The organism is Methylophilus medardicus, assembly GCF_006363955.1.
In the GTDB taxonomy this organism is placed as follows: Bacteria; Pseudomonadota; Gammaproteobacteria; order Burkholderiales; family Methylophilaceae; genus Methylophilus; species Methylophilus medardensis.
Genome location: NZ_CP040948.1, coordinates 1,192,901 through 1,218,700 on the forward strand (window position 1 = coordinate 1,192,901; position 25,800 = coordinate 1,218,700).

Here is a 25,800-nt window from a genome sequence, read left to right on the forward strand (position 1 = left end):
CAATTTATAGGAGCAATCGCATGGCAAATTTATTAGATCAGTTGAAAGCAATCACAACGATCGTGGCTGACACTGGTGACGTTGAAGCAATTAAAAGTGTTAAACCTGTGGACGCAACCACAAACCCATCACTGGTCCTCAAGGCGAGCCAAATCCCAGAATACGCACCCTTGATTGAAACTGCCATTGCTTATGCAAAAGCACAAGGTGGCTCTAAAGAACAACAAATTGAAAACGCTGCCGACAAACTGGCAGTGTTGATTGGTGCTGAGATCACTAAAGTGGTTCCAGGCCGCATTTCGACAGAAGTTGATGCACGTTTATCTTTCAACATTGATGCAATGGTTGCTAAAGGCCGTAAATTGATTAGCCTGTACCAAGAATCAGGTATCAGCAAAGACCGCGTATTGATCAAACTGGCTTCAACTTGGGAAGGCATTAAAGCCGGCGAGATTCTTGAAAAAGAAGGCATCCAGTGCAACCTGACACTGCTGTTCGGTTTTGGTCAAGCACGTGCTTGTGCTGAAGCTGGCGTGTTCCTGATTTCACCGTTCGTTGGCCGTATCCTCGACTGGTACAAAGCTAAAAACCCAAGCACTGAATACACACAAGAAACCGACCCAGGTGTCGTTTCTGTGCGCGCAATCTACCAATACTACAAAGAACACGGCTACAAAACTGTGGTCATGGGTGCTTCATTCCGTAACACAGGCGAGCTGATTGCTCTGGCTGGTTGTGATCGTTTGACCGTTTCACCAAACCTGTTGCAAGATTTAGCTGCAACCGAAGGTACCTTGGTACAAGTGTTGAAAGATGGCGGCAAAACCAAAGAGGTGCCTGCAAAACTGACAGAAGAAGAGTTCCGTTTTGAATTAAACCAAGACCCAATGGCAACTGAAAAGTTGGCAGAAGGTATCCGTGGTTTCGTGGCCGACCAGAATAAACTGGAAGCTGCATTAGCCGCAAAACTGTAATATCGCTGTGCAATAATGCAAACGGGCAGGGACCTGCCCGTTTGGCTTTTAAGTCAGGCATAAATCGGCCTGCAACATTGACTTATTTTGGCTGCCAGCTTACTATGAGCGACCAGCTTGAATTGGTAGTACGCTAGTAATAGCATTTAAATTTTAATTTTTGGAGAAAAACATGGCATTAACTCAAATGGCATTAGACTCATTGGATTTCGACGCAACGATCGCTTTGGCAGAAAAAGTTGCTCCACACGTTGACATCTTGGAAATCGGTACACCATGCATCAAGCACAACGGTATCAAATTGCTGGAAACTTTGCGCGCTAAGTTCCCAAACAACAAGATCCTGGTTGACCTGAAAACGATGGATGCAGGCGAGTACGAATCTGAGCCATTCTACAAAGCCGGTGCAGATATCTGCGTGGTTTTGGGCGTATCCGACATCGGTACAATCAAAGGCGTAATCAAAGCTGCTAACAAATACGGCAAAAAAGCACAAGTTGACTTGATCAGCGTTGAAGACAAAGTTGCTAAAACTAAAGAAGTTGCTGCTGCTGGTGCTCACATCATCGGTATCCACACTGGTTTGGACCAACAAGCTGCTGGTCAAACACCATTTGCTGACCTGGCTGCTGTAGCTGGTTTGAACTTGGGCGTTGAGATCTCTGTTGCTGGTGGTGTTAAAGCCGCTACTGCAGGTCAAGTACGTGACGCTGGCGCGACAATCATCGTTGCTGGTGCTGCTATCTACGGCGCTGCTGACCCAGCTGCTGCTGCTGCAGAAATCACTGCTATCGCTCACGCTTAATTCGATTAAGCATCAATAAGTAATTATTGATCAGCGAAACAAAAAACCCGACCCAGCAATGTGTCGGGTTTTTTATTCAAATTTTTTGATTACAGGAATACAAACATGGATCATCAACAGTTTATTTTAGACAATTTAAAACGTATTTTAGACGTGACTGATAAGTCAAAAGCGGCTGAATTACTGAAATTGGTCGAGGAAGCAGGTTCCACATTTATCGGTGGTGCAGGTCGTTCACTGCTAGTTTCTCGCTTTTTTGCGATGCGTCTGGTGCATTCAGGTTACAGCGTTTACATGATTGGCGAAGTGGTCACCCCAGCCATCAAAAAAGGCGATTTATTGATACTGGTATCTGGCTCTGGTGGTACAGCAACATTGTTGCCATTTGTGAAAAAAGCCAAAGAAGTTGGCGCTAAGCTGGTCGTGATCTCCATGAAGAAAACCTCAGCCATGGCAGATGTGGCAGATTTAGTGGTTCAAGTTGGTCAAGATGACAGCTTCCCATTGGTGAAAGGCATGCCAATGGGCGGTCAATTCGAATTATCTACCTTAGTATTCTTAGAAGGCGCGATTTCAGAATTGATTCACGCTAAAGGTCTGACTGAAGAAGGTATGCGCGCATTGCATGCCAACTTAGAATAAGTTTTTCAGTTGTGCTGTAAACAAACCGGCCGCTTGGCCGGTTTTTTTATCTGGCTTGCTGATGGAGCGCTTGGCTTGTAATGTTTTTTTGGTGTAAAGCGCTGGCGACCAGCACACCTTCTGCGCCATGCCGCGATAGGGCATCTATGTCCGCCATGTTTCTAACACCGCCTGCGGCATATAATCGTTGCTCGGGGTGTTGTTGTTTAAGCGAAGTGATTTGCGCGAGCGCCGGGCCTTGATTGGCGCCAACATGAGGCAAGTTCATGACAATGGTAGGTTGGCTCCACAGCGTTGAGTCAGTCATGAGCGGCGCGGGGCCATGAAAACCGTCCTGAAAAAAATCGAGTGACAACATACTTGGCCCAGCCACTGCACGCATCTTTTGATAGGTCTCAATATCGGGCAGAGACTCGCTTGCGATAATAGGCCGAATGCCCGCGTCTAGCCAAGGTGCAAGGGCTTCAACGCTGTTCAGGCCTGCATCTACCCACCATTCAATCCTGGGGTGGCTTGCCATCGCCTGTTGAATCAAAGCAATGTGATTTGGCCTATCGCAGTTGCCTGTAATCGCATTTAAATCCGCAATATACAAACAGTCAAACGCATAAACTTGTAAAATAGCATGGACGACATCGAGCAGGGCATGGCTATCTGTCAGTTGCGATTGAATCGCGCGATAGTGTTGACGTTGCCCTTTTACCGCCTGTACCACTTGGCCATGCATTAAATCGATGACGGGAATAATATGCACAATAAATCTCGCTTGAAAATCTGGGTGTGTGAATACGTTAGCGCGGGTGGGCTGGCCGCTGTGCCTTTGCCAGCCAGTTTGCTGCAAGAGGGCTTGCTCATGCGAGACGCTTTGCTGGCTGACCTGCAGACGCTGGGAGTTGATTGTATCACCAGCCATGATTATCGCGTTGCGGCGCCCATGAATGTCTGTAGCTCGCCAATACACCCTTCTGATGATGCATTTGCGTATTGGCGCGCGTTATTGGCCACGGATGACATCGATGCTTGTTGGATCATTGCCCCTGAAACAGAGGGGGTTTTATATGATTTGCAGCAAATGGTCGCCGCAGCAGGCAAAATCTGGATAGGCTGCAGCGCCGAAGCGATACAGCAGACGGCGGCCAAATCTGTGATGGCCGACATTTGTCAGCAGGCAGGCATTGCGGTGCTCCCGTATGCGTTTCTTGCAAACACGTCCTCATTCGTTGAGCTACCCTGGTTTGACCTTGCCCAAGCCAGTGGCTGGGTGGTGAAGCCCGATGACGGCGCGGGTTGTGAGTTTACTTATTACTTTAATAAAGTTAATGAAGTTATTGAATTTAAGTACAAAATTAAAATTAACGACCCTGCGCTTTATCGACGGTTGATCGTGCAACCCTATGTGTCGGGTCAAGCCTTGAGCATGTCAGTGTTGTCTACCATGGATCGGGTACAGGTCATCGCTGGGCATCAGCAAATAATCAACATTGAATCAGGCGCGTTTTGCTTTGCGGGGGCAGGCGTGAACGAAGCAGTGGTACATTTACCAGCCATGCAACAGCTTGCTGAACAGATCAAACTTGCGATCCCGGGGTTGGTTGCTTATTGGGGGGCAGATATGATCCTAACCGCTGATCATCAATGGATACTGGTAGAAATTAATCCGCGTTTAACCACGCCCTATATTGGCTTATCTGCCTTGCTTTCGAAAAATCCCGCTGCATTAATCATGGATACCATCATACAAAATCAATTGCCTGCAGTGCAGGCCCGAGCATCTTCTAAGATCAGTTTAACTAAGACCGCCCCGACCAGAAAGACCCCCTCGATATGAAGCCTCGTGTGATTGGCTGGGATATCGGTGGCGCCCATGTGAAAGCCGTAATGCTTGATGAGCAGGGGCAAGTGGTGCGCGTGTTACAGCTGCCGTGTGCGTTGTGGAAAGGGCTGCCCTTATTGGAAGAGGCAATTGAGCAAGTGTTGCGTCGTTGGCAAATAGCGCCTGACGCCTGTCAGCACGCGGTGACCATGACCGGTGAGCTGGTTGATTTATTTGAAAACCGTTTGCAGGGCGTGCGCGCTATTGCACTCACTGTGCAGCGCGATTTACCCCATGCGACATTTTATATGGCCTCAGCCATGCAGGGCGCTCGGTTTACCGCGCAGGTCGTTGGCCTTGAAACGCATGTAGCATCGATGAACTGGCATGCCTCGGCGCAATGTCTAGCAACAATATTGGCTGACCACGCAATCTTGGTGGTCGATATTGGCAGTACGACCAGCGATATCAGCTATTGCGACCAACAGCAAGTGTTGGCGGCTGGATGGACAGACGCTGAGCGCATGGCGAATCAGAGCTTACTTTATACCGGTGTGGTGCGAACCCCGTTAATGGCGCTCGGTCCTAGTATTGGGTGGTCGCCGTCAGGGCAGGCGGATTCGCAAATGCGCCACATTGCAGCGGAGTATTTTGCGACCGCGGCAGATGTTTATCGTTTGCTAGGCGAGTTATCTCCTAGTCATGATCTTGCCGATACCGCCGATGGTCAAGGCCGATCCGCCCGAGAAACGATGCGCCGTCTGGCTCGGATGGTAGGGCATGATGTAGAGGATCACGACGACAGGACTTGGCATGCATTGGCAGCGGCCTTTAAAAGCACCCAATTGCAAGCCTTGCAGCTGGCCATTGAGGCGGCGATCTCTCGGGCCCACAATCCCCCGATGCGCATAGTGGGGTTGGGGGCTGGCAGCTTTTTAGTCGCCCAGTTGGCGCAGACGCTGCAAATAGCGTATCAACCTGCCTCGGCTTTCATCGCGGCAGGGGATGCAGAACTAAATATTGAGGCCGAGGTTTGTTTCCCGGCCTATGCAGTAGCGAGGTTGTGGCAAGCATGGCATTAACGACATTGGAATTACCTTATGCCGAGGGCATGGTCTGGTTTAAAAAAGTCCGGCACCTAGCCTGGCCAATGTTGCTTGAGAGCGGGCGCGTGGATGCCGCAAGCGCGCAAGCCACCGTGGATGAAGAAGTCGGCCTTGGCGCGCGCTTTGACATCGTTGTTGCAGCGCCCGTCGCCAAGATTATGCATCGCCATCCCACGACGCAAGTGCACGCCAATCAAACGATACACCACACAGAAGAGAATCCGTTTCAGGTCATTCAGCAATGGTTAACCCCGCATGCGGTTGATCGGGTGGCAGATATCCCCTTTGCAGGGGGCGCGCTAGGCTATTTTGCATACGACCTAGGGCGCAGTATTGAAAGATTGCCAACGCTGGCAGCAGAGGATGCGCCAGTGCCTGAATTAATGGTCGGTATCTATGATTGGGCAATCGTGGTCGATCATCACCTTGGACGCAGCAGCTTGGTATCGCATGCGCGCTTTAGCGACCATGCAACACTGCATGCATTGCATCAATCGCTCTTGCAGTCATCACCGGCGCCTGAACCAGTTGCTTTTAAGGTGACAGGAGACCTACAGCACAACATGGATCAGGCCGCTTATGCGCTTGCTTTTCAAAAAGTAAAAAACTACATTCGTGCCGGTGACTGCTATCAGATCAATCTGGCACAACGCTTTGCCGTGTCAGTCAGCGGAGATCCTTGCCTAGCCTATGATCACTTTAGACGATTGAGTCGCGCGCCCTTTATGGCTTATTTGCAGCTAGAAGACACAGCGGGTGCGCCGTTGGCTGTCCTATCAATGTCGCCAGAACGTTTTTTGCAGGTGATTGACCGCAAAGTAGAAACCCGCCCAATCAAGGGCACGCGGCCACGCCATGCTGACCCCGTGCTGGATGCGCAAGCCGCCGAAGAGCTATTGCAAAGCGAAAAGGATAGGGCAGAAAATCTAATGATCGTTGATTTGCTGCGTAACGATATTGGCAAGGTCTGCGAGGTCGGATCAGTGAAGGTGGATGCGTTATTCAAATTGCAACGCTTTACCAATGTGCATCATATGGTGAGCATTGTGCGCGGCTTGCTGGCAGCGAAGTTTGACGCGTTGAATTTATTACGTGGATGCTTTCCTGGCGGCTCGATTACCGGCGCGCCAAAGTTAAGAGCGATGGAGATTATTGAGGAGCTAGAGCCACATCGGCGCGGCATTTATTGTGGCAGCATCGGCTATATTGGGTTTGATGGTAGTATGGACACCAATATCGCGATAAGAACTGCAGTGATCAGCAATGGCAGCATGCGATTTTTTGCAGGGGGCGGGGTAGTCGCCGATTCTGATTGCAGCAAAGAATACCAAGAAACTTTTGATAAAGCCTCACAGTTTTTCAAGCTGGTGGCCCATTTTAAAACAACAAACTAAGTCAGGAACTCAATCATGTGGGTGATCAAGCTAGGGGGTAGCGTGACACACTATGAAAGCTTGGTTCAGTGGTTGCAACTGGTTGTCCGTTGGGGCGACGGTAAAGTCATCATTGTGCCGGGTGGCGGGGTCTATGCGGATGCGGTTCGCACCTTTCAAAACATGCGTGCGGCCCTCCCAGACGGCCATATTGATGACCAGCAGGCACATGCTTTAGCGATCTACGCGATGGACCAAATGGCCCGTAGTCTGGTTGCCATGGTTCCGGCGCTGACACTGGTGCGTAATCCTCTTGAAATTGCTGAAAGTGGCTGGCAGCACCGTGGTCTGGTGTGGCTGCCCAGCGAAATGGCCTTGAACAGCGCGTTTGCAAATGACCACGTGTTATCGGAAACTTGGGATATCACGTCTGATAGTTTGGCCGCATGGCTGGCATGGCAGCTCGAGGCTTGTCAATTGTTACTAGTGAAGTCAGATGCGCAGATCTTGCAAGAGAAGCCCACTTTTACGCTGGCAAATTTGCAATCCATGGGCATACTAGATCAGGGGTTATCGGGCCTATTGTCACAGGCAACCTTCCAAACATCGGTGGTCCATCAGTCTCAACATACATTGTTTGCGCAAGGGTTTGATGCACAGTTGCTTCATGACCATGTCTTGCATGACGGCCCTGTGATACCTATCAAATAGGGTTGCTCACGCCGTTGTGTCGTTTTTTTCAAAGCGGCCAAAATGTAACATGATGGTCGGTAAAATTAATAAGTTAAGAATCGTTGAAGAGATCAGGCCGCCGACAATAATCGTGGCCATCGGCCCTTCAATCTCACGTCCGGGTTCACCGCTACCCACTGCCAAAGGCAATAAGCCCAATGCTGTGACTAATGCCGTCATTAACACCGAAGGCAAGCGCTCAGACGCACCTTGAATGCAAGTGTCAAGGTTCCATGTGTAGCCTTCCTTGTCGACCAAATGCTGAAAATGAGACACCATCATGATGGAGTTGCGCAGCGTAATGCCAAACAAAGTGACAAAACCAACCAACGTGCCGACCGAAATCCAGCCACCGGTAAAAAACGTTGCGATGACACCTCCGATCAAAGCGAAAGGCAAATTCGCAAAGGTGAGCATGAGGTTACGCAAGCGGCCAAAGGCAATATAGAGCATGAGAAAGATTGCCACGCCAGCGACCAGCGAGTGAATCATTAAATCTTTGCGTGATTGTGCATTGGCTTCTGCTTCGCCTGAAAATTCTAGATAGTTACCCGGATGTAGTTGAAGCTTTTGATGCAAGCTGCCACGGATCTCGTCAAGCAATAACGCCTGATCGCGACCAACCATATTCGCCGTGATGGTTTGAATCCGCTTGGCACCTGCGTGCAAGATTTTAGATCGCCCACCTTCTTGAGCGATATAGGCCACATCTGACAGCTTTAGCATTTGGCCTTCGGCATTAAAAATGGGAATATTTCGCATGTCTGCGATGTCATCGCGCGACGCATCATTCAGTAATACGCTCACGCCGATAGAGCGATTGCCCATGTAGACATGGTTGACCGGCACCCCCTCGTAACACGCTCTGACGGTGTCCAGAACGTCCACCGGATGTAGTCCCCATAGTGCAAGTTTTTCTTGCTTGAGGCGGATGACGATTTCTGGGGTTTCTGGCGGCGATTGCACCATGACATCGCGCACGCCGCGAATGCCGCCCAACAGGGTAGCCACTTTTTGTGCGTCTCTATCCAGGGCGTCGAGATCTTGTCCAAAAATGTTGATCACCAAGCCAGCCGCATAGCCTGAGATGGTCTCTTCAATGCGCTCGGTGAGAAAAGTATTGACCGCAAAATTAGCGCCGACAAAGCCCAGCTCGACTTTGCCATCTTGATCATCATCTTCTGCCTCTCCGGCAAGCTCTTCACGGATATCATGAAATATACGCGCTTGTTCTTTACCGGACACGGTGCCGATTTCGACTTCAAACTCACTGTAATGGGTACCAAAAGTATCCGCGGCATTGGGCGCTCGACCCACCCACTGTGCAACACTTTTCACCCCGGGAATTTCCAGCAGAACCTTAGTCACTTGATTGCCTAGTTTGAGCGACTGGATTTCTGAGGTGCCGGGCACCGTGGTCATGTGTAAAATGTAATGGCCTTCGCGCAGGGCCGGAATGAACTGACTTCGGAATAGCGGCAAGATTGCTAAACCAAGCGCAATGCAGATGAAACTAGAAATAAGGATAAGTTTGTAGCGGTGTTCAATTTGGTGCAGTAATTTAACATAGCGTTGTTTTAACCACCGCAACACCGGCGAGTCTTCATTGGTCAGAGGCGCGTTAGCCAACAAAGCATAGCAGAGGGCAGGGGTGAGCGTGAGTGCGACTGCCAGCGAGGCCAAAATGGCTGAAATATAGGCATAACCCAAAGGCGCAAACAATTTACCAGCCACACCAGATAGCGTGAGTAGCGGCAAAAATACCAAGGCCACAATAATCGTGGCATAAACCACCGATCCACGTACCTCCATCGATGCTTGGAACACGACTTGTGAAGGCGGTAGTGGCTGTGCCAATAAGCGGTTTTCGCGCAAACGACGGAAAATATTTTCCGTATCGATAATCGCATCATCGACCACTTCCCCTAATGCGATCGCTAGTCCGCCCAACACCATAATGTTCAGCCCCACCCCATACTGATAAAGCACCACAATGGCAGTCAACAGAGAGAGTGGAATTGCCGTCGCAGAAATAAGGGCGGTACGCACATTGAATAAAAATGCGAATAGCACCAGCACGACCAAAAAAGAGCCGATCAGAATGTCAGTGCGCAAACTATGGATAGCCGTTTCAATAAAGTTAGCCGGCCGGAATAAGCCCTCGTGCAAGGTGACATTTTGTGCATTCAGACTGGGTTTGATGTCGGTCAGCTTACGCTCGAGCAACTGTGTGAGGGCATACACGTTCGCCCCTAGCTGTCCTTGCACAGACAAATAGACGGCTGGTTTGCCATTGACCGCCGCAGCGCTGATAGAGGGCGCGGCGCCTTCGGCAACTTCAGCGACATCGCCGATCCGAATGGTACGACCAAGTTTACGTAACAGCGTAATATTGGCCAGTTGCAGCGGCGTCGTGGTTTGACCCTGCGTGTTCAATATCATGCGTTGATTGTCATTTTGAACATAGCCGGCCCCGCGCACTCCTGTCGCGCGGTTGGCGGCATTCACCACATCTTGCACATTTAACTGGTACAACATCAATTTGCGCGGATCAATTTTGATCTGAAATTGACGAACGTCGCCGCCATAGACATTGATGTCGGCAACGCCCGGAATCGCCATCAAATGTGGCGTCAAATGCCAATCAACTAGTGTACGCAATTGCATTAATGACAATTTGTCGGAAGTCACGCCTATGCCCATCACCGTACTCGCTGAAGAGGTCAGCGGTGTGATGTTGGGCACAATGCCAGGCGGTAACTGGCTACCCAGCATATTTAAATGCTCGGCGACGATTTGTCGATTGCGGTAAATGTCTGATTTGTCCTGAAAAATCACAGTGACAATCGATAACCCGGGGATGGATTGCGAGCGCAGACTCTTGATACCGATGGCCCCTGAAATGACATTTTCAATGGGTTGGGTGACCAATTTTTCGACCAGACTGGCAGATAAACCGGGCGATTCGGTCTGAATCACTACTTGTGTTGGCGCAAACTCAGGAAAGACGTTTAAATCGCTTTGCGTAAGGCTGTAAGACCCATAAACAACCACCAGTAGGGCGAGGCCTATCATCACGCCATAAAAACGAATGGCAAATCTGACCAGTGCCGACATCATGCCAGCACCTGCTGCGCAGCGCACAATGGTAGTCGATTAATCTTCATTTTCGTTTTTAATCTGAAACTTAAATTCTTCGGACAACAACAGTTGGGCACCACGGGTGACCACCTCGGTGCCAGGTGACAAACTGCTGTCAAACCAGCCATTATCCAGTTCGATATCCGAGGCGACGGGTTTGCGCAAAAACGTATCCGGCTTAGTTTTCACGTATATCCACGCCATGCCGCCATGCCAGGCAATGGCTTGATTCGGGACAATCACGCCTTTGATGGTTGCGGAAGAGGATTCGACTGGCACCACATTGACACGCATGCCCACGCGTAAAAAATCTGCCGAAGCACTATAAAAATACGTTTTGCCGATATTGCTGATATCCGTTTGAATGGACTGCGACACATAATCTGCTTTGATCGGGGCCACTTCACCCTGAATAGGCGAGATGTAGAGGCTAGAATGCGCTGCAGGCACTTGATAGCTCAGGGGAAAACTCACCTGCACCAACACCTTTTTCTGCAATAATAAATCATGCAGCGGTCCGGATGCAGGATGATGCGTCACAAGCATTGCCAAGGGTTGTCCCCATTGCGCGATGATGGTATCAGTCAGCGCTTTTAACTGCGCCTGCGTCGCTTTAATTTGCGTCTGGTCGTTAATCAACAAGGCTTGCGCCTCTTGGACCGCTTTGTCTGAGACGTTTTTGTCGTCCTCATTCAGCTGTTTGTAGCGCTGATACTGTAACTGGTGGTTAGGTAACACGCTCTCAGCGAGGGCCAATTGTGATTTAAGTAGCTGGTACTGACTGTTGTAATCCACCAGCGTCTGAATCGATATCACTGAGCCCAATACTTTGATATTGCCGTGGTAGTCATAAGCTTTTAAAGGTTGTACATGGATGCCACTGTTTTTTTGCGTGGCTAGATTGAGTTGCACCACTTGCAAACCATTCTGGTCTGCGACGCGCAGTGGCCCATCAACCTCTTCTTCGGTATCTCGTTGGCTTGACTCATATTCATCGCGGCCAAGAAAAACAATGGCCCAAATCAGAATTAAAACTAGGATAATCTGCGCCCCGATAATCCAGAGTGCTTTTTTATTCATTTTGCGGGCACCTCTTGTGGCTGGTTGGCTGTACTCATCGCACGTTGCGAGAGCGCGATGGGTTTTTGCATGATATTTTCAATCTCTTGTAATGCACGTATAACATTAGCCTGTTGCGTGATCAGTCGTTGTTGCGCGCTATAAAACTGGATTTCTGTCTGCAAGTACTCAGTTTTATCGATGAGCCCTTGGTGCCACTGGTTTTCCAGTTGCGCTTTGCGACGCGATTGTTGCGCATATTCATTGGTCTGAGTGACTAACAAATTAGCGGCGTCACGATATTTCATGTAAGTCTGTTCAGACTGTTGTATGACCTGATGTTGCAGATTGTAAAAGCGTACGGCTTCGTTTTGTCGCACTTGTTCGGCATGGGCCCAAAGGTCTGAGGATTTGTTCAGCAAATTGAGCATGGTGCCGATGCCCAATGACCAAATTTTGTCTCCGTATTCGTATAGGATGCCAGGACTCAGCGACAGGTCAGGGTAGCGCTTTGCCATTTCAAGCCGCAGCTGTGATTCTGCTTTGGCATATTGTGCCAGCGCGCGCTGAATATCCATACGGTTGGTCAGCGCCGTATTTTGAATGGTGGGGGCGTCGGCATAGGCGTTTGATTCAGCAAAGCGAGCTTTCAATATTTGGGATAACGCGAGCGGTGCGATGTTAAACGGTAAGTTTGTTTGTGCTGTTAACCCTGCATCATGCAAGATTTTTTGCTCAGTTTGATGAATTTGTAAGTCTAGTTGTTGTAACTGCCAAGCGGACTGATCACGTTGCAAACGAATGGGTAGCACATCGGATTTACCGGCAACCCCAAGATCTAAGCGCTTTTGATAAGCGGCAAGTAGGCTATCTTGTGCCTTTTGTAACCTGACAAGATTGGCCTGCATGGCTTGTTGCTCAGCCAGCAAAATCAGATCAAAACTGAGTTGTTGACGTAATAACCAAGCCGTTTCCGAAATCTGAATTTTTGCAATATCGGCCTGATATTGTGCGATCTCAATATTGATTTGACGTTTATTGGCTGTAATCAGTGGGATATCCACCTGCAAACCATAGGACCAAGGATTAATATCGCCATTGGCGAGATTGCTGCGCGACAGCTGGCCATTTAAGCCCACTTGCGGGCGTAAGCCGGCACTTTTGATGCCAGCCAAAGCTACCGCATAATCAGATTTGGCCACTTTAAGCGCAGGGTGAAAGTATAGTGCAGATAGCGTAAGACTATCCAGATCCCATGTTGCAATTGGCCAAGAGACCATTGGGGATTGCGCACGCACAAAGGCTTGAAAGCCGTCCATGGTGGGGCTCGCCTGTTGGATATTTTCTATGTTCTGCTGTTGCGTAATTGGTTTGGCCTGATAGGCGACACCACACGCAGTCAACAAAAGTGGAGAAAGGTAAACAAGCAAACGCATGACATTTGAGGACGCATGCAAGCGCACAAGCCCTGAGGGGATTTATTCGACGATGGTCGCGTGGACAGCGTCCAGCGCGTCTTGCAATAACTCTTCTGGCAGTTGATTGATGGTCGTCGCCAACAAATCTGCCGCCTCGACCGTGCGGATTGGTAGGTCAGTAGTGTTGAGTTCAGCGATTAATCCGGCAGCCACCCCCGTAATTTTGAGCAGAATTTCCCGCTCACGCATTAAAAGCTCGAGCTCTGCTCTAAGCATGTTTTCTTCGGCTGAATGCATATCACGTCCCATGAACAACTTTTTATGATGATTAATCCAGCATCTTGCAGTTGAACGCTGGGCTTGTCAATGTGAACGCTTCAAGTTTGTGGCCAAAGCCAAAAATGAGATATAATCACATTTTTGCTGAAATCGACCAGCAATATGCGAAAGTGGCGGAATTGGTAGACGCACTGGATTTAGGTTCCAGCGCCGCGAGGCGTGAGAGTTCGAGTCTCTCCTTTCGCACCACCTGAATGAAGATTCAAACATCACGGGTGGTGCATGTACAACATAACAGGCTTCCGTGACAGGAGGCCTTTATTGTTTTTGGTCGCAGAGATACGTCTGGAAAGAGAACAAATCATTATGAAGATCGTACAAACATCGAACGCTCCTGCAGCCATTGGTCCATACGCGCAGGGTGTTGTCATCGGTAATCTGCTTTATACATCCGGTCAGATTGCATTGCGTCCGGATGGTAGTTTGAATGAGGGCGACATCGCCGAACAAACCCGTCAGGTGCTGTCCAATTTGCAGGCTATCATTGAGGCCGCTGGCGGTACTTTGCAGCAAGTGGTCAAAACCACGGTATTTTTGAAGAATCTAGATGATTTTGTAGCGATGAATCAGGTTTACGCAGAAGCGTTTGCTACGCACACTCCCGCGCGTTCAACGGTACAAGTAGCCAAATTGCCGCGCGATGTGCTGGTAGAAATTGAAGCGATCGTGGCTTTAGCTTAAGGCTTGAAGTCTCTAGTTTAGCCACCATATTAAGTCTAGCACCTATTTTTTCTTGGGGCACCGCGCCCGATCGTGGAACGTAAGTGATACGCTTGTTGTCTGGAAGCTGGCCTGAAGTTTATTTCAATTCAGACTTGTGTTATATTTTTAGGCTCTTTTTTCATAATTTGATCCTTACCACAACACTTTAAAGTGAGATCAGGTTGTGTTTAAACAATTATTGTGGCGCTCAAGCAGGCGTCTACCTACATAACCCATCGTTGTTAAAACGATTTTTACAGGAAGTTCAGCATGGCAGCAGTATCTGTTGAAACAGTCAGCAACTTGGAACGTCGCATGACCATCAAAGTCCCTTTGGCTCCACTGGAAGGGCAAATTAGACAACGTTTACAGCAAATTTCTCGTACCGCTAAATTTTCTGGTTTCCGTCCGGGTAAAGCCCCGATTGGTTTAGTGAACCAACATTACGGCGATCAAGTACGTGATGAAGTTTACTCTAAAGCAGTTGAGACTAGCTTTGGTGAGGCTGTAGAGCAGAATAAGCTGCGTGTGGCTGGCTTTCCAAACATTGAGCACATCCCATTTAAAGATGCTGCCGAAGAATTTGAATACATTGCAACGTTTGAAATTTTTCCAGAAGTCGCGATCGGTGATTTAAGCAAAGTGAAAATTGAACGCCCAGCGCTTGAACTGTCAGACGCTGATGTGGATAAAACTTTGGATGTGTTGGTGAAGCAGCGCGTCAGCTATGAGCCTGTAAAACGCATGTCCAAAAAAGGCGACCGCATCAATATCACTTTGACCGCTTCTATTGATGGTCAGCAAGTGGAAAGCACTGGTGATCGTGGTATCGATTTAGTGATTGGTGAACCAGGCCGTGTGAAAGAGTTTGACGATGCATTGATCGGCGGCAAAGCAGGCACTGAAAAAACTTTCGAAATTACATACCCTGCGGACCATAATCCAGCGCAATTAGCAGGAAAAACAGTAAGTTATGATGTTAAGTTTGTGTCAGTTTCACAACCTGTTTATCCTGAAATTGATGCTGAGTTTGCGAAGAACTTAGGTGTTGAAGATGGCAATCTTGACACCATGAAAGCGGAAATTAAACAAAGCCTTGAACAAGAAGTGGACAAACGCATTAAAGCACGTGTGAAAGAATCTGTGTTTCAAGCGTTGGTAGATGAGAGCAACTTTGAAATCCCAAAAGCAATCGTCTCAGCTGAAACCAATCGCCTGATGCAAGTGGCTGCCCAAAACCTGCGTCAGCGTGGGGTTGACCCAGCGCAAGTGCCGATGGAGCCCTCTGTATTTGATGCACAAGCACAACGTAACGCTAAATTGCGCATGGTATTAACTGAATTAGTTAACACAAATAACTTGCAAGCCACGGCGGACCAAGTGCGTGCCATGGTAGATAGTTTTGCGCAAAGCTTTGAAAAACCTGACGAGTTGGTGAGCTGGTACTATGCGGATGTCAAACGTCTGGATGAGCCTGCTGCGCTGGCGACAGAGGAAAATGTGGTGGCTTGGGTGCTGGAAAAAGTCAAAGTCACCAGCAAAAAAATTAAATTTGATGAATTAATGATGGCGGGTGCTTAAACCATGAATTATATGAACGCGAACGAGGGCATGATGCAACAACGAATAGAGCCGCAAGGCCTTGGGTATATTCCCATGGTGATCGAGCAGAGTGGTCGCGGAGAGCGTTCATACGACATTTATTCACGGCTGCTGAAAGAGCGCGTTATTTTTTTGGTTGGCCCAGTCAATGACATGACCGCTAACTTGGTCGTTGCGCAGCTGTTGTTTCTGGAAGCTGAGAATCCAGACAAGGATATTTCCTTGTACATTAACTCACCCGGTGGCTCGGTGACTGCCGGGATGTCGATTTATGACACCATGCAGTTTATCAAGCCAGACGTAAGCACTTTGTGCATTGGTCAAGCCGCCAGCATGGGCGCTTTGTTATTGACGGCTGGTGCCAAAGACAAACGCTTTTGTTTGCCAAACTCTCGCGTCATGATTCATCAGCCTCTGGGTGGTTTCCAAGGCCAAGCTTCTGACATCGAGATTCATGCCAAAGAAATTTTGTACCTCAAAGACAAGTTAAATGGCATCATGGCGCATCACACTGGTCAAAACATTGATACGATTGCTAATGACACTGATCGTGACAATTTTATGAGTGCTGACGCTGCCAAAGCCTATGGCTTGGTGGACCAGGTGATTGCCGCACGTAGCGCTGTTTAATCAGCAAGCAACCAGCAGGGGAATAGCATGGCAAACAAATCTGATAGCGAGAAGCTTTTATACTGCTCGTTTTGCGGCAAAAGCCAGCATGAAGTTAAAAAACTGATTGCAGGCCCTTCTGTATTCATTTGTGATGAGTGCGTTGATTTATGTAACGACATTATTCGCGAAGAGATTCAGAGCCTCAACGAGATTAAATCCGCTGATAAAAAACTACCGACACCTCAAGAAATCTGTCAGATTCTTGATCAATACGTCATTGGCCAGATTCAGGCAAAGAAAAATCTTTCCGTGGCGGTCTACAATCATTACAAACGGCTAGGGTACAACCCGCTGTCTGACAGTAATCAAACCGGCAAAGATGACATCGAGGTCCAAAAAAGCAATATTTTGCTGATTGGTCCGACGGGCTCAGGCAAAACATTGTTGGCACAAACCCTTGCACGTTTGTTGGATGTGCCATTTGTGATGGCGGATGCAACGACGCTGACAGAGGCGGGCTATGTGGGTGAAGACGTCGAAAACATCATGCAGAAACTTCTGCAAAAATGTGATTATGATGTCGAAAAAGCCCAGCGTGGCATTGTCTACATCGATGAAGTCGACAAGATTTCTCGCAAATCTGACAATCCTTCTATTACCCGCGATGTATCAGGTGAGGGCGTGCAACAAGCACTGCTCAAATTGATTGAAGGTACTATTGCTTCTGTGCCACCACAAGGCGGCCGCAAACACCCTAACCAAGAGTTTGTGCAACTGGATACCACTAACATTCTGTTCATTTGCGGTGGTGCATTTGACGGCCTTGAAAAGGTGATCCGTCATCGCTCAGAAAAAGGCGGCATTGGTTTTGGTGCCGAAGTGAAGAGCAAAGAAGATGTGCGTGCGGTCGGTGAAGTGTTACGTGAAGTCGAGCCAGAAGATCTCATCAAGTTTGGTTTGATTCCAGAGTTTATCGGTCGTTTGCCGGTCGTGGCCACGCTTGAATCGCTGGATGAGGCCGCTTTGATGACTATTTTGGTTGAGCCTAAAAACGCCTTGACCAAGCAGTACATGAAGCTGTTCAAAATGGAAGGCGTGGAGTTGGAGTTTGAAGAATCCGCACTGCTGTTGATCGCTAAAAAAGCCCTTGAGCGAAAAACGGGTGCTCGCGGATTACGTTCTATCCTGGAGCACTCTCTACTTGATCTAATGTATGAATTGCCTTCTCTCAAAGGCCTATCAAAGGTAATTGTGGATGCTGGCGTGATTGCACACACCTCCGAACCAATTCTGATTTATCAGGATGCGCAAAAACGCGTTGAAAACGCACATTAAATCTCACTTGCAATAGCCGCCCGGCTATTGCAAGATAGCATCTACACCATTAGATGCGCACTCTCTTGAATTCTCAAAGAATGTTCCCATCTAAATGCAAAGGACTGGTTCCTTTGACACTTTTTGAAAGACGCTATGACAGAACACACTTTGCTTGACTCCGAGATCCCGGAAGAAACCTCCCTAATCCCGTTATTGCCATTACGTGATGTTGTGGTGTATCCACATTTAGTCATTCCGCTGTTTGTCGGGCGTACCAAGTCGGTCAAAGCATTAGAGCGCGCGTCAGAGGGCGATAAGCGGATTTTACTCGTAGCCCAAAAGTCAGCGAATAAGGACGATCCTGTTGCAGAGGACCTTTATGAGATTGGTACTTTAGCGACCGTATTGCAGATGCTAAAACTGCCTGACGGTACGGTAAAAGTCTTGGTTGAAGGCTTACATCGCGTGCGCGTCTCTGACTTTATCGAGACAGATGAGTGTTTTATGGCACTCGGTGAAGAGGTCGAACAAACAGATCAGGATGACAAAGAGGCCGAGGCCTTGATGCGTACAGTGATGACGCAGTTCGATCAATACGTCAAACTCAACAAGAAAATTCCGCCCGAAATTTTGACCTCATTGGCGACGATTAACGAGCCAGGTCGATTGGCAGATACCATTTCTGCGCATCTGACACTTAAGCTTGAAGAAAAGCAAAAAGTACTCGAAATGCTAAGCGTGATTGAGCGCTTGGAGCATTTGCTGTTTTTGATGGAGTCTGAAATCGACATCCTGCAAGTCGAGAAGCGTATCCGTGGACGCGTAAAGCGCCAAATGGAGAAAAGTCAGCGCGAGTATTATCTGAACGAGCAGGTGAAAGCGATTCAGAAAGAATTAGGCGAACAGGATGAAAATGCCGAGATGGAAGAGCTTGAGCAGCGGATTAAAAACGCTGCCATGCCGAAAGAGGCGTTAGCCAAAGTCAGTGCTGAGCTTAAAAAACTCAAATTAATGTCACCCATGTCTGCAGAAGCGTCTGTCGTGCGTAACTACATTGATACGTTGCTCAACCTACCTTGGAAAAAGAAAACCAAAATCAGCAAAGACTTGCAAGCCGCTGAAGCCATATTGGATGCCGATCACTACGGCCTCGATAAGGTGAAAGAGCGCATCGTTGAGTATCTGGCTGTACAGCAACGTGTCGGCAAGCTCAAAGCACCTATCTTATGCCTAGTTGGCCCACCTGGGGTGGGGAAAACCTCTTTGGGGCAAAGTATCGCGAAAGCAGTGAACCGCAAATTTGTGCGTATGGCGCTTGGTGGCGTGCGCGATGAAGCAGAAATCCGCGGACATCGTCGCACCTACATTGGCTCCATGCCTGGCAAGGTGCTACAAAGCATGACCAAGGTTGGGGTAAAAAACCCGCTGTTTTTGCTCGATGAAGTCGACAAAATGGGGCAAGATATGCGTGGCGATCCATCTTCCGCTTTACTGGAGGTGTTGGATCCCGAGCAAAACCACACGTTTGCAGATCACTATGTAGAAGTGGATTACGATTTGAGTGATGTGATGTTTGTGGCAACTGCAAACAGCATGAATATTCCAGAGCCATTGCTAGACCGTATGGAAATCATTCGCTTGTCTGGTTACACTGAAGATGAAAAGATCAACATTGCGCAGCGCTATTTGTTGCCTAAACAATTAAAAGCGCATGCACTCAAAACGACAGATATTTCAGTGGCTGAAAGTGTTTTACGCGACATTGTGCGTTACTACACGCGTGAAGCCGGTGTAAGACGTCTTGAGCAAGAAGTGGCTAAAATCTGCCGCAAAGCAGTAAAAGAGCAGTTGCTGGCCAAAGGCAAAACGAACACGGTGAAAAAAATCAATATCACCAGCAAAAATATTGAGCAGTACCTCGGTGTGAAGCGCTACGATTTTGGTGTTGCTGCTAAAGAGAATCAAGTAGGGCAGGTGACAGGTCTGGCTTGGACATCTGTGGGTGGTGAACTGTTGACGATTGAAGCAGTGACGCTACCAGGGAAGGGCAAGACCATCACGACGGGTAAGCTGGGTGATGTCATGCAAGAGTCGGTGACGGCGGCCATGAGCGTCGTTCGCAGTCGGTCTGAAGGCTTGGGCATACCTACGGACTTTTATGAGAAAAAAGATATTCATATCCACTTGCCTGAAGGCGCCACGCCAAAAGATGGTCCAAGCGCTGGGATTGGCTTAACTACTGCCATCGTATCGGTGTTGACAGGCATCCCAGCACGCGCAGATGTGGCAATGACAGGCGAGATCACACTACGTGGTGAAGTATTGCCGATTGGTGGCTTAAAAGAGAAACTGCTCGCTGCGCATCGGGGGGGTATCAAAACGGTGTTGATCCCCTCAGCTAACGAGAAAGATCTGGTCGATATTCCAGCCAACATCAAAAAAGATCTCGACATTCACTGCGTCAAATGGATAGATCAGGTGCTGGATTTAGCCTTAGAAAGTGCGCCTCAACCTCTGGTTGTAGCCGCGCCAGTGGTCGAGATTGTGGCTGCTGGAGACGCGAATGCCGAGCAAGCTGTCACGCATTAGTTAAATTGATGCGATTTATTGTCAAAAGGCCGGAATAGCGCTTGACAGCTCGTTTTGCGGCTTGATATAAAGACAGTACAGGATGTACCTGTCTTTTTAACTAGTTATTAGGGGAAACACGTGAATAAATCAGAATTGATAGATCATATAGCAAGTGCTGCTGGTATTTCTAAAGCCGCTGCGGCTCGTGCTCTGGATGCAACAACTGAAGCTATTTCCGGCGCATTAAAAAAAGGTGATCTGGTGACCTTGATTGGTTTTGGTACATTCTATGTAGGTGAGCGTTCTGCCCGTTCTGGCCGTAATCCTCGTACCGGCGCAACAATTAACATTAAAGCTGCTAAATCTCCTAAATTTAGGGCTGGTAAAGGTCTTAAAGATGCTGTAAACTAGCATTCTTTGGTTGAGCAAGAACAGTGCTTGACCAGTAGTAGCAACACCAGTGGTTGTTACGGGTGCTTAGCTCAGTTGGTAGAGCGTCGCCCTTACAAGGCGAATGTCAGCGGTTCGACCCCGTTAGCACCCACCAAACAAATAAAATTAAGAGTGCGAGGTATGCGCTCTTAATTTTTTAAGTGACTCAGTACTTAAGAATTCACTTTAACAAGTTGATCTAAGTGCTGATTAATAAGTAAAAAAATTAGTTGATTTTATAAAAAACGATGTTATAATTTCGGCTTATTGATTACCGGGAGCGGTAGTTCAGTTGGTTAGAATACCGGCCTGTCACGCCGGGGGTCGCGGGTTCGAGTCCCGTCCGCTCCGCCAAAATAAAGGCCCTGATATTTATCAGGGCCTTTTTCTTTTCTAGTAACTCAGCATACTCTGTCTAAACATCGTTTGTATGCTGCGCTCGATGTCTGAACATCGTTTGTATGCTGCGCTCGATGTCTGAACATCGTTTGCATGCTGCGCTCGATTTTATGACTGCATGGATTGCATGGTTGATCAAGATCATCCTTTTAAGCTTTCACAAGCGCTATTGTTATTGGCCAAAACATCATGCGTTCAACATTATCAAGCTAAGTAAATTGCGTGGGCACTTGCAACGCTTTTACACCGCACTGGTCTATGCTTCAATACGGCGTATTTGGCGGGTTTATGGTATAGTTTGCCGTTGAAAAAATCAGGTAACGGAAACGATAAAATGTTGGAAGCATTAAGAAAATACACGCAAGGATGGATGGCAAAAATCATTCTGGCACTGATTGTGGTGCCGTTTGCATTGTTTGGGATTGACTCTTATTTGAACCAGGCAGGCGGGCAGGTGGCTGTGGCTAAAGTCGATGGCCACAAAATCTCATTACAAGAGTTTTCTAACTCGGTTGAGAATGCACGTAACTACATGCAGTCGCAGGGGCAAAAAGTTGATCCCGCGATGTTAGAAAGTCCTGCTTTCAAGCAGTCGGTGCTTGACGGGATAATCACTCGCCGTTTGGTAGAAAGTGCTATTCAGGACTATCGCTTTAAAATTAGTGATGAGCAATTGAGTCAACACGTGCTGGGTATGCCTGAGTTTCAGACCAACGGTAAATTTTCTGAAGAGACTTACAATCAGCTGTTAACCCAAAACAAACTGACCCCTGCCAAGTTTGAGCAAAGCGTACGCAAGGATCTGGCTGTGCAGCAAGTACGTGATGGGTTGGCTAATCTGGTATTCATGCCTAAAAAAGTGGCTGAGCAATCATTGATGTCAGAGTTTGAGCAACGAGAAGTGACTGTCGTTGATGTTAAGGCTGCGGATTTTATCAATCAGGTGACTGTGACACCAGCGCAGGTTCAAGCTTACTACAACCAGCACAAAACAAAATTTATTGCCCCGGCAAAAGTGAAGTTGCAATTTGCGCTACTAACCGCTGCAGGATTGATGTCGCAGGTAAATGTGACTGACGAGGAAGTAAAACAGTTTTATGACGAAAATGCCGCTAAGTTACAGGGCGATGAACAGCGTCAAGCCAGTCATATCTTGATTGGATTTAGTAGTTCTGCAACGCCCGCTGAAAAAGCGGCTGCCAAAGATAAAGCTGAGGGCATTCTTAAGCAAGTGAAAGCCAATCCAAAAAGCTTCGAGAAACTGGCCATTGAAAACTCACAGGATACCGGCTCAGCGAGCAAAGGTGGCGACTTAGGCAGTTTTGGTCGCGGTGCGATGGTGAAGCCATTTGAAGATGCAGCTTTCTCAATGAAAGTGGGTGATATCAGTAACTTGGTAGAGTCAGAGTTTGGTTATCACATCATCAAGTTGACTGGAATCACTGGTGAATCTTCAGACTTTGCCTCTGTGAAGTTGAAGTTAAAAGCTGAGTTGCTGTTCCAAAAAGCACAAGCCAAATATGCTGAATTGGCTGACGATTTTGGCAATACGGTGTATGAGCAATCTGGCAGTCTGGACCCCGTCGCTAAAAAGTTTAACGTGCAAGTGCAAACTTCCCCGGCCATGAGCAAAGAAGAAATCACTAAGTTCTTTAAGAGCGATCGTTTTGCAAGTTTAGTGTTCTCGGATGAAGTGTTAAAAGAGAAACGCAATACTGAAGCGGTAGAAGTCTCACCAAATAATTTGGTGGCTGGTCGTATTGTCGAATATACGCCGGAAGCGCCTCGCAGCTTTGACGAGGTGAAAGGGCCTATCGAGACCTTGTTGAAAGCAGAAGCAGCGAGCAAGCTAGCACAGCAAAAGGGCGAGGCCTTGTTAGCCGATCTTAAAACTGGCAAAGCGGTGAATGCTGACTGGATTACGCCAGTGACTATTGATCGCAGAAATGCCCAAGGCTTGAGTGACGGCGTAATGAAGCATGTATTTAAAGTGAGTTCACATACATTGCCAGCTTATTATGGCTTTAATGAGACGAACAAAGGCTATACCGTGATTAAAGTGATTGCGGTGACACAGAAGCTCAAGGATCAACCGGACGTCGCTGAGAGAGCGTTTAAAGCGTATCAGGCTGCCCTGGGGGATGAAATGTCGCATGCCTATGTCGGCTCCCTCAAGGCCAAGAAAGATATTCAATTCAACGCAAAAGTATTGTTATCTAAAACAAACGAATAACTTCGAACCGTAAGATAAAAAGGAGGGCTTAGCCCTCCTTTTTTGTTGTCAATGCTTGCAAAAATTGAATCAAAGCAAAGTACGCCCTAAATCATGCTCTGCAATGAGCCATGCAATTGCTGCACAGTGTAGTAAAACGGTTAGCCAAAAAACCACTTTAAAAACACGTTTTTGTGTTTTGTGGCGAAACAGTTGTTGGGCCACGATAGCGCCCGGCCACCCTCCGAGCAACGCTAAGAGATGAAGCGTTGTTTCAGAGACACGCCTTTCTTTCTGGCGGGCCGCTCGTTTATCTAGATAATAAACAATGATGGTGATTAAGTTTAATAATAGATAAAAACAAAATAACCATGCTGGCAGTGACATGTGAATCGTAGAGTTCCTCTGGTAGCATTCGGTGTATGCATTAAACGCTGCATAAAGGGCAAAGGTCGCATGCGAATGGGTTTATTCAACTTGCTGAGTCTTGAAAGGATTGGTCTTTAGCCATCACTACCTAGTGCCAGCAAACATTCAAATGTGGTCGTTAAAATGTGAATGATGAGCTCGGCTCTAATGAGTCATTATTGAAACCTTAGGACCCAGAGCCTTACGCGACAATCTACTATAAAAATTTTATAATCATTTAATATATTATTCATTAAAAAATTTAATAACTATTTAATTCATATATTTATGATTTTTTCGTACACCTTAAAAATAATATTTTAATTATTTTATGCGCCTTTAAAGTCCGCACTTATTAGATGATTCAAAGCTGAACAGTTTTTTAAACGCGCTCGCTCGTTTTGAAGTCAGCGCATTCATACTGATGCAGAGTCTCATATTCGTAAAAAAAGCCTGAATCTTTCGATGCAGGCTTTTTTGCGTTTTAGGTCTGAATTTAATCGATCTGACCTGCAGCAGTAATGTTCATTCCGCCGTCTACATAAGTAATTTCACCCGTTACACCTGAAGCCAAATCACTGCAAAGGAAGGCAGCAACGTTACCGACTTCATCAATGGTGACATTACGGCGCAACGCGGCATGTTTCTCGTTAAAACCAATCATTTTGTCGAAGTCTGCAATGCCTGAAGCAGCCAATGTTTTGATTGGACCTGCAGACACCGCATTGACGCGGATACCGCGTGGACCCAAACTCTGGGCCAGGTAGCGGACATTGGCTTCAAGGCTTGCTTTTGCAACACCCATCACGTTGTAGTTGGGCATGGTGCGCTCAGCGCCCAGATAACTCAACGTGAGTAAGCTGCCGTTGCGACCTTGCATCATCGGATACGCAGCTTTCGCCATCGCAGAAAAGCTATACGAGCTGATGTCATGCGCGATGTGAAAATATTCACGACTGATATTGTCGAGATAGTCGCCAGCCAAGGCTACTTTTGGCACAAATGCGATGGAGTGAACCAAACCGTCCAAGCCATCCCAGACTTTGGCTAGCTCAACGAATAGGTTGTCGATTTGTGTGTCTTCTGCCACATCACATGGCAAGACGATATTCGATTCGAAGTCGGCAGCTAAATCACGCACACGGTTTTCGTGTTTGTCGACTTGATAGGTGAATGCCAGCTCAGCGCCTTGACGCTTCATTGCGGCGGCAATGCCATAAGCAATTGATCGGTTGCTTAGCAGACCGGCAATCAGAATTTTTTTTCCAGCAAGAAATGCCATGCTTGTTCCTGTTTGGTAGGTAGTTAGTTAAATCGGTTAGCGTGTGGAGTTGGCGCGCGGGTCAAACACGTCACGCAAACCTTCGCCGAGCAGATTATACCCTAACACAGTAATTAATATGGCAAGTCCGGGGTAGAGCGACAGCCACCAAGCAAACTGGATATATTCTTTGCCATCTGTCAGGATGTTGCCCCAAGAAGCTTGCGGAGGCTGCACGCCTAGACCAAGAAAGCTCAACCCAGATTCGAGCAATACGGCGCTGGCGATGCCCAGCACCACGCTGACCAGTACGGGTGTCATACTGTTTGGCAGGCAGTGTTTAAAGATGATACGCCAATCACGCGCACCCAGTGCGGAGGACGCCGTGACAAATTCCCGTTGCGTCAAACTCAGAAACTCTGCTCGGACCAAGCGGGTGACGCTCATCCAGGAGGTCAGACCAATGACAATCATCACGTTAGTAATTGATGGGCTTAAAAACGCAATCACCGCCAGAATCAAGAAAAAGCTCGGGATGGATAGCATAATGTCGACTAGACGCATAATTAGCGTGTCTACCCAACCACGATAGTAGCCCGCCAGTGCGCCGAGGATCACGCCGATGACGGTAGAAATGCCGACCGCGACCAGTCCGACCAGTAAGGATACGCGTCCGCCAAACAGCATGCGGCTCCAGACATCACGGCCTAAACCGTCCGTGCCCATCCAATGTTCGCCTGAAGGTGCGACTAGAATTTGTTTGACTTGAATCGCATCCGGGTCATAAGGCGCAATCCAGGGGGCAAGCAAGGCCAGCAATAAAATAATGCCAATCAGACACAGTCCGCTAAGTGCTAAAGGGTTTTGCAAGATTTTTCGCAT

22 protein-coding genes and 3 tRNA genes are annotated in these 25,800 nt (G+C 47.9%); 17 read left to right on the forward strand and 8 right to left on the reverse strand.

The genetic code is table 11. From position 1 onward, the window contains the following. Positions 1-20 precede the first annotated feature (20 nt). The 3 genes from tal (at position 21) to hxlB (ending at position 2,421) form a co-directional block, all read left to right on the forward strand. A complete protein-coding gene (gene tal / locus FIT99_RS05880) occupies positions 21-974 on the forward strand; it encodes a transaldolase (protein WP_140003437.1) in 954 nt (317 codons plus the stop codon). A 172-nt stretch (positions 975-1,146) separates the two neighbouring features. Further along, on the forward strand, positions 1,147-1,779 hold the full coding sequence (hxlA, locus tag FIT99_RS05885) for a 3-hexulose-6-phosphate synthase (RefSeq protein ID WP_019882222.1): 633 nt from the start codon (positions 1,147-1,149) through the stop codon (positions 1,777-1,779). Between the two features lie 105 nt (positions 1,780-1,884). Then, a complete protein-coding gene (hxlB, locus tag FIT99_RS05890) occupies positions 1,885-2,421 on the forward strand; it encodes a 6-phospho-3-hexuloisomerase (protein WP_019882223.1) in 537 nt (178 codons plus the stop codon). A gap of 46 nt (positions 2,422-2,467) precedes the next feature. On the opposite strand, the gene FIT99_RS05895 is transcribed toward hxlB, so the two are convergent. Continuing rightward, entirely contained in the window at positions 2,468-3,175 is a 708-nt protein-coding gene (locus FIT99_RS05895) for a HisA/HisF-related TIM barrel protein (protein WP_140003438.1), read from the reverse strand. Between FIT99_RS05895 and FIT99_RS05900 the strand changes: the two genes are divergently transcribed. From FIT99_RS05900 to FIT99_RS05915, 4 genes are read left to right on the forward strand one after another with little or no spacing between them, the layout of a single operon-like run. After that, positions 3,170-4,249: an ATP-grasp domain-containing protein gene (locus FIT99_RS05900; protein ID WP_140003439.1), complete on the forward strand. Its 1,080-nt coding sequence runs from the start codon at positions 3,170-3,172 to the stop codon at positions 4,247-4,249. The two genes, FIT99_RS05895 and FIT99_RS05900, sit on opposite strands and share 6 nt — an antisense overlap. Further along, the gene (locus FIT99_RS05905; protein WP_140003440.1) at positions 4,246-5,316 is read left to right on the forward strand and encodes a hydantoinase/oxoprolinase family protein; all 1,071 of its coding nucleotides are present in this window, start codon (positions 4,246-4,248) and stop codon (positions 5,314-5,316) included. Before FIT99_RS05900 ends, FIT99_RS05905 begins: the two co-directional genes overlap by 4 nt. After that, on the forward strand, positions 5,307-6,734 hold the full coding sequence (gene pabB / locus FIT99_RS05910; RefSeq protein WP_140003441.1) for an aminodeoxychorismate synthase component I: 1,428 nt from the start codon (positions 5,307-5,309) through the stop codon (positions 6,732-6,734). Before FIT99_RS05905 ends, pabB begins: the two co-directional genes overlap by 10 nt. 15 nt (positions 6,735-6,749) lie before the next feature. Next, positions 6,750-7,424, forward strand: coding sequence for an amino acid kinase family protein (locus FIT99_RS05915; RefSeq protein WP_140003442.1), 675 nt, complete (start codon positions 6,750-6,752; stop codon positions 7,422-7,424). A gap of 6 nt (positions 7,425-7,430) precedes the next feature. Here FIT99_RS05915 and FIT99_RS05920 read toward each other — a convergent pair whose 3' ends face one another. Genes FIT99_RS05920 through FIT99_RS05935 form a run of 4 tightly spaced genes read right to left on the reverse strand, consistent with a single transcriptional unit; the run spans position 7,431 to position 13,372 of the window. Further along, the gene (locus FIT99_RS05920) at positions 7,431-10,565 is read right to left on the reverse strand and encodes an efflux RND transporter permease subunit (protein WP_140003443.1); all 3,135 of its coding nucleotides are present in this window, start codon (positions 10,563-10,565) and stop codon (positions 7,431-7,433) included. 36 nt (positions 10,566-10,601) lie between these two features. Then, positions 10,602-11,666, reverse strand: a complete 1,065-nt coding sequence (locus FIT99_RS05925; protein ID WP_140003444.1) for an efflux RND transporter periplasmic adaptor subunit — start codon at positions 11,664-11,666, stop codon at positions 10,602-10,604. Beyond that, positions 11,663-13,081 (reverse strand): TolC family protein, encoded by a 1,419-nt coding sequence (locus FIT99_RS05930; RefSeq protein WP_140003445.1) that lies wholly within the window; start codon positions 13,079-13,081, stop codon positions 11,663-11,665. Before FIT99_RS05930 ends, FIT99_RS05925 begins: the two co-directional genes overlap by 4 nt. Positions 13,082-13,123: 42 nt before the next feature. Beyond that, positions 13,124-13,372 (reverse strand): hypothetical protein, encoded by a 249-nt coding sequence (locus FIT99_RS05935; protein ID WP_396652221.1) that lies wholly within the window; start codon positions 13,370-13,372, stop codon positions 13,124-13,126. Between the two features lie 134 nt (positions 13,373-13,506). Here FIT99_RS05935 and FIT99_RS05940 point away from each other — a divergent pair. From FIT99_RS05940 to FIT99_RS05985, 10 genes are all read left to right on the forward strand, one after another. Beyond that, positions 13,507-13,591: transfer RNA gene (locus FIT99_RS05940), tRNA-Leu, on the forward strand. A gap of 117 nt (positions 13,592-13,708) precedes the next feature. Next, positions 13,709-14,083 carry a RidA family protein gene (locus FIT99_RS05945; RefSeq protein WP_140003446.1) on the forward strand — a complete coding sequence of 125 codons (375 nt, stop codon included), beginning with the start codon at positions 13,709-13,711 and terminating at the stop codon, positions 14,081-14,083. Positions 14,084-14,374: 291 nt separating this feature from the next. Further along, positions 14,375-15,685: a trigger factor gene (gene tig, locus FIT99_RS05950; protein ID WP_140003447.1), complete on the forward strand. Its 1,311-nt coding sequence runs from the start codon at positions 14,375-14,377 to the stop codon at positions 15,683-15,685. Positions 15,686-15,688: 3 nt separating this feature from the next. Next, positions 15,689-16,336, forward strand: a complete 648-nt coding sequence (clpP, locus tag FIT99_RS05955) for an ATP-dependent Clp endopeptidase proteolytic subunit ClpP (RefSeq protein WP_140003448.1) — start codon at positions 15,689-15,691, stop codon at positions 16,334-16,336. A gap of 27 nt (positions 16,337-16,363) precedes the next feature. After that, positions 16,364-17,653 (forward strand): ATP-dependent Clp protease ATP-binding subunit ClpX, encoded by a 1,290-nt coding sequence (gene clpX, locus FIT99_RS05960; protein WP_140003449.1) that lies wholly within the window; start codon positions 16,364-16,366, stop codon positions 17,651-17,653. Positions 17,654-17,788: 135 nt separating this feature from the next. After that, positions 17,789-20,224: an endopeptidase La gene (gene lon / locus FIT99_RS05965; protein ID WP_140003450.1), complete on the forward strand. Its 2,436-nt coding sequence runs from the start codon at positions 17,789-17,791 to the stop codon at positions 20,222-20,224. A 120-nt stretch (positions 20,225-20,344) separates the two neighbouring features. Then, positions 20,345-20,617, forward strand: coding sequence for an HU family DNA-binding protein (locus FIT99_RS05970; protein ID WP_019882242.1), 273 nt, complete (start codon positions 20,345-20,347; stop codon positions 20,615-20,617). 60 nt (positions 20,618-20,677) lie between these two features. After that, positions 20,678-20,753, forward strand: a tRNA-Val gene (locus FIT99_RS05975). 162 nt (positions 20,754-20,915) lie between these two features. Continuing rightward, a tRNA-Asp gene (locus FIT99_RS05980) sits at positions 20,916-20,992 on the forward strand. Between the two features lie 379 nt (positions 20,993-21,371). After that, the gene (locus tag FIT99_RS05985; protein WP_140003451.1) at positions 21,372-23,270 is read left to right on the forward strand and encodes a SurA N-terminal domain-containing protein; all 1,899 of its coding nucleotides are present in this window, start codon (positions 21,372-21,374) and stop codon (positions 23,268-23,270) included. Between the two features lie 69 nt (positions 23,271-23,339). Here FIT99_RS05985 and FIT99_RS05990 read toward each other — a convergent pair whose 3' ends face one another. The 3 genes from FIT99_RS05990 to FIT99_RS06000 all read right to left on the reverse strand — a co-directional run bounded on the left by FIT99_RS05990 (position 23,340) and on the right by FIT99_RS06000 (position 25,800). Then, on the reverse strand, positions 23,340-23,636 hold the full coding sequence (locus FIT99_RS05990; protein WP_140003452.1) for a DUF1294 domain-containing protein: 297 nt from the start codon (positions 23,634-23,636) through the stop codon (positions 23,340-23,342). 517 nt (positions 23,637-24,153) lie between these two features. Next, on the reverse strand, positions 24,154-24,939 hold the full coding sequence (locus FIT99_RS05995) for an enoyl-ACP reductase FabI (RefSeq protein ID WP_140003453.1): 786 nt from the start codon (positions 24,937-24,939) through the stop codon (positions 24,154-24,156). Positions 24,940-24,975: 36 nt separating this feature from the next. Next, the gene (locus tag FIT99_RS06000) at positions 24,976-25,800 is read right to left on the reverse strand and encodes an ABC transporter permease (RefSeq protein WP_140003454.1); all 825 of its coding nucleotides are present in this window, start codon (positions 25,798-25,800) and stop codon (positions 24,976-24,978) included.

Bases quoted from the DNA above. Each gene is read 5' to 3' on its own strand.
- FIT99_RS05945 (WP_140003446.1), top strand. From the start codon at position 13,709: ATGAAGATCGTACAAACATCGAACGCTCCTGCAGCCATTGGTCCATAC.
- clpX (WP_140003449.1), top strand. From the start codon at position 16,364: ATGGCAAACAAATCTGATAGCGAGAAGCTTTTATACTGCTCGTTTTGC.
- FIT99_RS05990 (WP_140003452.1), bottom strand. From the start codon at position 23,636: ATGTCACTGCCAGCATGGTTATTTTGTTTTTATCTATTATTAAACTTA.
- tal (WP_140003437.1), top strand. From the start codon at position 21: ATGGCAAATTTATTAGATCAGTTGAAAGCAATCACAACGATCGTGGCT.
- FIT99_RS05935 (WP_396652221.1), bottom strand. From the start codon at position 13,372: ATGGGACGTGATATGCATTCAGCCGAAGAAAACATGCTTAGAGCAGAG.
- FIT99_RS06000 (WP_140003454.1), bottom strand. From the start codon at position 25,800: ATGCGAAAAATCTTGCAAAACCCTTTAGCACTTAGCGGACTGTGTCTG.
- tig (WP_140003447.1), top strand. From the start codon at position 14,375: ATGGCAGCAGTATCTGTTGAAACAGTCAGCAACTTGGAACGTCGCATG.
- FIT99_RS05915 (WP_140003442.1), top strand. From the start codon at position 6,750: ATGTGGGTGATCAAGCTAGGGGGTAGCGTGACACACTATGAAAGCTTG.
- FIT99_RS05930 (WP_140003445.1), bottom strand. From the start codon at position 13,081: ATGCGTTTGCTTGTTTACCTTTCTCCACTTTTGTTGACTGCGTGTGGT.
- FIT99_RS05985 (WP_140003451.1), top strand. From the start codon at position 21,372: ATGTTGGAAGCATTAAGAAAATACACGCAAGGATGGATGGCAAAAATC.
- pabB (WP_140003441.1), top strand. From the start codon at position 5,307: ATGGCATTAACGACATTGGAATTACCTTATGCCGAGGGCATGGTCTGG.
- FIT99_RS05905 (WP_140003440.1), top strand. From the start codon at position 4,246: ATGAAGCCTCGTGTGATTGGCTGGGATATCGGTGGCGCCCATGTGAAA.
- clpP (WP_140003448.1), top strand. From the start codon at position 15,689: ATGAATTATATGAACGCGAACGAGGGCATGATGCAACAACGAATAGAG.
- hxlA (WP_019882222.1), top strand. From the start codon at position 1,147: ATGGCATTAACTCAAATGGCATTAGACTCATTGGATTTCGACGCAACG.
- FIT99_RS05925 (WP_140003444.1), bottom strand. From the start codon at position 11,666: ATGAATAAAAAAGCACTCTGGATTATCGGGGCGCAGATTATCCTAGTT.
- FIT99_RS05900 (WP_140003439.1), top strand. From the start codon at position 3,170: ATGCACAATAAATCTCGCTTGAAAATCTGGGTGTGTGAATACGTTAGC.
- FIT99_RS05995 (WP_140003453.1), bottom strand. From the start codon at position 24,939: ATGGCATTTCTTGCTGGAAAAAAAATTCTGATTGCCGGTCTGCTAAGC.
- hxlB (WP_019882223.1), top strand. From the start codon at position 1,885: ATGGATCATCAACAGTTTATTTTAGACAATTTAAAACGTATTTTAGAC.
- FIT99_RS05920 (WP_140003443.1), bottom strand. From the start codon at position 10,565: ATGATGTCGGCACTGGTCAGATTTGCCATTCGTTTTTATGGCGTGATG.
- lon (WP_140003450.1), top strand. From the start codon at position 17,789: ATGACAGAACACACTTTGCTTGACTCCGAGATCCCGGAAGAAACCTCC.